Here is a 5,589-nt window from a genome sequence, read left to right as displayed (position 1 = left end):
CAATTGCCGCATCTGGATCAACCCCTGGCAATGCGTTAGTCTTTTGTCCAACCGGTTAAAACAATCGGCAGATCAGGGAGAATAACGTGAAACCTAAGGGAACAAGGGCGCTTGCATTTGCGGTCGCCGCCGCCATCGGCCTTTTCTACGCGGCCGCGCCGGCAGTGGCGCAGGAGAAAAAAATCACGGTCTGGTTCGGCAAGGGCTTTTACAAGTCCGAAGACGACGCGCTGCTGGAGGCGATCAGGAAGTTCGAGGCCAAGACCGGAATCAAGGTCGAACTGTCGCAATACGCCATTCAGGACATGATTCCGAAGACGGTGGCAGCCCTTGATTCCGGCACGGTGCCGGACGTCGCCTATTCCGACAGCTACGACGTGCAGGCGCAGGGCAAATGGGCGTTCGAGGGCAAGCTCGAGGATCTCTCTGATATCCTGCTGCCGATGAAATCGGCGTTCGCGCCGAACACGCTGGAGACCACCTATCTGCTCAACGACGTCACCAAGAAGCGGGGCTATTACGGCTTCCCGCTGAAGCAGCAGAGCATGCACGTCCAGATCTGGCAGGACATGCTGGAGCAGGCCGGGTTCAAGCAAAGCGACATCCCGACCAAATGGGAGGATTACTGGTCGTTCTGGTGCGACAAGGTGCAGCCCGCGATCCGCAAGGCCACCGGCCAGCGCATTTACGCCGTCGGCCAGCCGATGGGCGTGGAATCCACCGACTCGTTCCAGTCGTTCTACACCTTCATGGACGCCTACAACGTCAGGCTAGTCGACGACAACGGCAAGCTCCTGGTCGACGATCCCAAGGTCCGGCAAGGCCTGATCAGCGCGCTGAAGGACTACACCGACACGTATGTCAGGGGCTGCACGCCGCCCTCCTCCACCACCTGGAAGGACCCCGACAACAATGTCGCTTTCCACAACAGGACCATCGTGATGACGCACAATTTCACGATCTCGATCGCGGCGAAGTGGCTTGACGACGCCAACAACCCGGCGCTGACCCCCGAGCAGCGCGCCGCCGGCAAGAAGGCGTATGAGGAAACCATCATCACGGCGTCCTTCCCCAACAAGCCCGACGGCACGCCGATCAAATACCGCTCCGACGTCAAGACCGGGTTGATCTTCACCGCCGCCAAGAACAAGGCGGAAGGCAAGGAGTTCATCAAGTTCCTGCTGCAGGAGGAAAACCTGCGGCCCTACATCGAGGGCGCGCTCGGCCGCTGGTTCCCGGTGACATCAGCGAGCCAGCAGAGCCCGTTCTGGCAGGCCGACCGCCATCGCAAGGCGGTCTACACCCAGTTCACCGGCGGCACCCAGCCGTTCGACTTCACAAAGAACTGGAAGTTCACCATCCTGAACAACGAGAACGTCTGGGCCAAGGCGATGAACCGCGTGGTCAGCGAGAAGGTGCCGGTCGAAAAAGCCGTCGACGAACTGATCGCCCGCCTCAAGGAAGTCGCGGGGTAGCGTATGCTACAGTGGCCTCATGGTTCGAGACGCCATCTGCCGTCATGGCCGGGCTTGTCCCGGCCATCCACGTCATTTTCCTTAGCTGAGGCCAGGACGTGGATGCCCGGGACAAGCCCGGGCATGACGAGCTTTGCCGACATGCCGCGGCACACTTTAGCTGCGGCAATATAGGTTCACCGCATGGCAACGATGACGCTCAGGACACCCGACGATACGGTCCCCCGCAGGCCGCTGTCGGCGCGGCTGTCGACGCCGCAGGTCTGGGGCATTGTACTGCTGGCGCCCTACATGCTGGTGTTCCTGGCCTTCGTGGTCTACCCGGTCTGTTACGGGCTCTGGCTGGCCCGTCACCCGGCGAGCTATGTCGCGCTCTATCACGATCCGATTTTTGCCCGGGCCGCCATCAACACGCTGATCTTTCTGGTGATAGGCATTAATTTCAAGATGGTGGTGGCGCTGTTTCTGTCGGGCTTCTTCATCCAGGAGCGCTCCTGGATCAAGTGGCTGTCGGTGCTGTTCATCCTGCCCTGGGCGGTGCCGTCGATCCCGACCATCCTGTCGGTGCGGTTCATGTTCAATCCCGAATGGGGCATGGTCAATCAGCTGATCTTCAAGCTGACCGGGGAAGACGGTCCGAACTGGCTCAACGATCCCACCGTCGCGCTCACCATGGCGATCGGCATGCATATCTGGAAATCGCTGCCGTTCTGGACCCTGATCCTGATGACCGGACGGCTGGCGATCCCGGGCGATCTGTTCGAGGCGGCCGCCGTCGACGGCGCGACCTGGTGGCAGAAATTCCGCTTCATTACCTGGCCGTCGGTGCGGACGCTGTATCTGACCTGCACGCTGCTTTCGATGATCTGGACGCTCGGCGACTTCAACAGCGTGTACCTCCTGACCGGCGGGGGACCTGCCGACCTCACCCATGTGCTGTCGACCCTCGGCATTCGCTATCTCAGGCTCGATCAGCTCTCGCTTGCGATGGCCTCGATCGTCTGCGCGCTGCCTTTCGTGGTTCCGCTGATGTATTTCATGATGAAACGGCTCTCGCGATGAAGCTGCCTTCCTTAAAACTTCCCTCCTTGCGCGAAGCCGGCACCGAGGCGCGCCTGCTCTTGATCGGCATCCCCGTCTTCATCTGGACCATGCTGCCGATCTATCACATGTTCCTGTTTGCGATCTCGCCGAAGGAAGACGCCTTCGCCGGAAAATTCTGGCCCGATCATCCAACGCTGCATAACTTCCATATTGTGTTTTACCAGCAGCATTATTTCCTGCGGGATTTCTGGATCCAGTTCTGGAATTCGACCGTGATCGCGGTTTCGGTCGGCGTACTGACGCTGCTGATTGCGACCGCGACCGCGTTCTCGATCTCGAGGTTGAGGGTCCCCGGCGGCCGTTGGGTGATGAATCTGGCGCTGTTCACCTATTTCATCCCGGCGGCCTTCCTGGCGGTTCCGATGTACCGAACCATGGGCAATTACGGACTCCTGAACAATCACTGGTCGCTGATTCTGGCGATGGTGACGATCGCCTCGCCCTACGCGATCTGGGTGCTCAAGCAGGCCTCCGACAAGTTGCCGGTGGAGCTGGACGAGGCCGCAATCATGGACGGCGCCACCATCCCGCAAATATTCCGGCTGGTCTATCTGCCGCTGATGATGCCGTCGCTGGTCGCGATCGGGTGCTATGCGCTGCTCTTGGCCTGGAACGAATATCTCTATGCGTTCCTGCTGCTGTCGAAGGACACGGAAATCACGCTTCCGGTGGCGCTCGGCAATTTCCTGGCCGCGGACGATAGCCCCTGGGAACTCTTGATGACCACCGGGTTCATCTACGCGCTGCCGCCGGCCGCGATCTATTACGTCTTCAAGCGCTACATGGTCGGCGGCCTGACGGCGGGTGCGGTGAAATCCTGACCGGCCTTACAGCGGCGCCGCATTCTCGCCGCGCGAACTGGTCAGCTTGGAGACCAGCGACGCCGCCACGATGACCACCGCGATCAGTCCGATCACCAGCGTGCAGATGGCGTTGATCTCGGGTTTTACGCCGAGCCGCGCCGCCGAATAGATCCGGATCGGCAGGGTCGACGAACCCGGGCCGGTGGTAAAGCTCACGATCACGACGTTGAATATCAGCGGACGTACGGCCAGGGTACGTTTCGCTGCTTTGAGGGTTTGTCGGTAGGTGCAAAGATAGAACACTTCTCGCGCAACGTTCGAAATTGTCCGATTCAAGCAGAGGTCACCGAATGACCACTTCGCGCCAAAAGCAGCCTTATGGAGAGGGTTCGCTTTGACCCCGCGGAAAGCTCGCCGAATAACTCCTGACCCCAAGGTTCGCAGTCTGGGGTCTTTGAAATCATTGAAGTCCCCTACCAGAAGATAGATTTGTTACGAGAACCGGCCCCCAAATACACGCCATGAACACGGCGCGGGGGCCGGATCCCGCGTCATGCCCACCAATCATAGATTGCTACGGAGCGTTCTTCAGAGCAGCAATAATGTCCGCGCGCTCCTTGGCGTCGGAAATGCCGATGAGGGTCTTTGAAGTACCCGGCAGGAACTTGCTCGGTGAAGTCAGAAATTTATCAAGGTCGGCTTCCGTCCAGTTGCCAGCGGCCTTTCGCAGCGCTGGCGAATAGCCGTACCAATCCGCCCGCGCCTTGCGCGCACCAACGATGCCATGCAGAGGTGGCCCCACGCGAAGCGGTCCGCCGGTCTCGATGCTGTGGCATACCACGCATTCCCTGAGCGGCCCGTCGGCGCCGACTGGCATCGCCTTGAACTTATAGGGGCCGGCCGTCTGCAGGCCGGGTGCCCCCACTGGCTGCATCCTGAGCGCCCAGATGACGCCCATCGCGACGGCCACTATGACCACGGCGGCCGCAACATAAGAGCCAACGCGTTGCATGGTTTGCACCCGGATAACAGCGCCCCGCCTCTACGACCCGATGCCGATCCTGCGGGCATTTGCGCCCTTAGCCCGATGCGCGTCGACCGTCGTTGATGATCGTCAATTTTGCTCGACATCGTCTGCCGAATGGCTCGCCCCGACGGACAGCAACCGCCGGATACCTCGCAACTAGCTGCCCGATGCCGCGATCGGGGCGCTAATACCTTGGGGGTAGGTCGGCAATCTGTTGCGGTATGTCAAAGCCGCTGACGCCGGTGGCGTCATCATGTTTATCCAGTTTGGTGCGACCGGGCCGAAAGAACGCCTGGGCTGGTACCAAGTGGAGGGTGGAAGCATGGCACAAGCTTGCACAAAGCAGGAGGGACAGGCCTGCGTTGTATGCCACGTTGGGCGGCGGAGCGATTGGCATGATCTTGACCCAACCGCGAGCGCCTTGCTGACCAGCGGGCGGCGGCGGCGCGAATATGGTTCAGGCGAGGTCGTCTTTGCGCAAGGCGAGCGCAACGATGGCGTGCATTGCGTCTCCGGCGGCACTGTCGGCATTCGCAAACTTGATGGTAACGGTAATTCGGTGCTGCTTGAGCTCGCCTATCCCGGCGACACCATCGGATACCGTTCGTTCCTCACCGACAGCGAGCACAAGACCAGCGCCGAAGCGTTGGGTCCGACCGTGATATGTCATATCGACCATTCGACGATTGCGGCGCTGCTGGCCGGCAACCCGGCACTCGGCCTGCGTTTTCTCAAACGCTCGATCGGCGAGCTCGAGCACGCGCACGACATGATGTTTCGCCAGGCAACGCTGTCGAACCGCCACAAACTCGTGCACCTTCTGCTCGTCCTGGTGGGACGGCACGGCCGTCGGAATTCGAATGGGTCACAATCGATCGATCTGCCGGTGTCGCGGCGCGACCTTGCATCGATGGTCGGCACCCGCCACGAGACGATTTCGCGCATCATTGGCCGGCTTGAGACTGATGGAGTGGCCCATTTTTCCGGCCGTCAGGTCACGATCCCCAGCGTGGAAGCGCTCGCAGCCGAAATCGATTGCCTGATCCCGGCGTGATCTGCTGCACAATCAGCCGTGTGCGAAAAAATTGACGATCGTCATCGCCGTCTTGCGGCACCCTTGATAACGCGTCTCGTGGACGAATCTCAAAGGGGCCGGCCATGGACGCCACTTCCAATCCCG

Annotated in this window: 5 protein-coding genes and 1 pseudogene; 4 read left to right on the top strand and 2 right to left on the bottom strand. The window is 60.5% G+C overall.

Features of this window, described 5'->3' with window-relative positions; genetic code table 11:
• The first annotated feature begins 86 nt into the window (after window positions 1–86).
• The 3 genes from QZ213_RS23720 to QZ213_RS23710 all read left to right on the top strand — a co-directional run bounded on the left by QZ213_RS23720 (window position 87) and on the right by QZ213_RS23710 (window position 3,400).
• Window positions 87–1,475 (top strand): ABC transporter substrate-binding protein, encoded by a 1,389-nt coding sequence (locus QZ213_RS23720; protein ID WP_291688516.1) that lies wholly within the window; start codon window positions 87–89, stop codon window positions 1,473–1,475.
• A gap of 192 nt (window positions 1,476–1,667) precedes the next feature.
• A complete protein-coding gene (locus QZ213_RS23715; protein WP_291688517.1) occupies window positions 1,668–2,537 on the top strand; it encodes a sugar ABC transporter permease in 870 nt (289 codons plus the stop codon).
• The gene (locus QZ213_RS23710) at window positions 2,534–3,400 is read left to right on the top strand and encodes a carbohydrate ABC transporter permease (protein ID WP_291688515.1); all 867 of its coding nucleotides are present in this window, start codon (window positions 2,534–2,536) and stop codon (window positions 3,398–3,400) included. The genes QZ213_RS23715 and QZ213_RS23710 overlap by 4 nt, the downstream gene beginning before the upstream one ends.
• A gap of 6 nt (window positions 3,401–3,406) precedes the next feature.
• Here QZ213_RS23710 and QZ213_RS23705 read toward each other — a convergent pair.
• Window positions 3,407–3,610, bottom strand: a pseudogene (locus QZ213_RS23705) (putrescine ABC transporter permease PotI); the annotation flags it as partial.
• A gap of 346 nt (window positions 3,611–3,956) precedes the next feature.
• Window positions 3,957–4,394 (bottom strand): hypothetical protein, encoded by a 438-nt coding sequence (locus QZ213_RS23700; RefSeq protein ID WP_291688514.1) that lies wholly within the window; start codon window positions 4,392–4,394, stop codon window positions 3,957–3,959.
• A 268-nt stretch (window positions 4,395–4,662) separates the two neighbouring features.
• Between QZ213_RS23700 and QZ213_RS23695 the strand changes: the two genes are divergently transcribed.
• Window positions 4,663–5,463: a Crp/Fnr family transcriptional regulator gene (locus QZ213_RS23695; protein WP_291688513.1), complete on the top strand. Its 801-nt coding sequence runs from the start codon at window positions 4,663–4,665 to the stop codon at window positions 5,461–5,463.
• Window positions 5,464–5,589: the final 126 nt, after the last annotated feature.

The organism is Bradyrhizobium sp. (assembly GCF_017881085.1).
Taxonomy (GTDB): domain Bacteria; phylum Pseudomonadota; class Alphaproteobacteria; order Rhizobiales; family Xanthobacteraceae; genus Bradyrhizobium.
This window is presented reverse-complemented; position numbering and strand designations above follow the sequence as displayed.

What these genes read in the sequence shown, in the direction of transcription:
- QZ213_RS23715 (WP_291688517.1), top strand. Translation starts at nt 1,668, where the DNA reads ATGACGCTCAGGACACCCGACGATACGGTCCCCCGCAGGCCGCTGTCG.
- QZ213_RS23710 (WP_291688515.1), top strand. Translation starts at nt 2,534, where the DNA reads ATGAAGCTGCCTTCCTTAAAACTTCCCTCCTTGCGCGAAGCCGGCACC.
- QZ213_RS23700 (WP_291688514.1), bottom strand. Translation starts at nt 4,394, where the DNA reads ATGCAACGCGTTGGCTCTTATGTTGCGGCCGCCGTGGTCATAGTGGCC.
- QZ213_RS23695 (WP_291688513.1), top strand. Translation starts at nt 4,663, where the DNA reads ATGTTTATCCAGTTTGGTGCGACCGGGCCGAAAGAACGCCTGGGCTGG.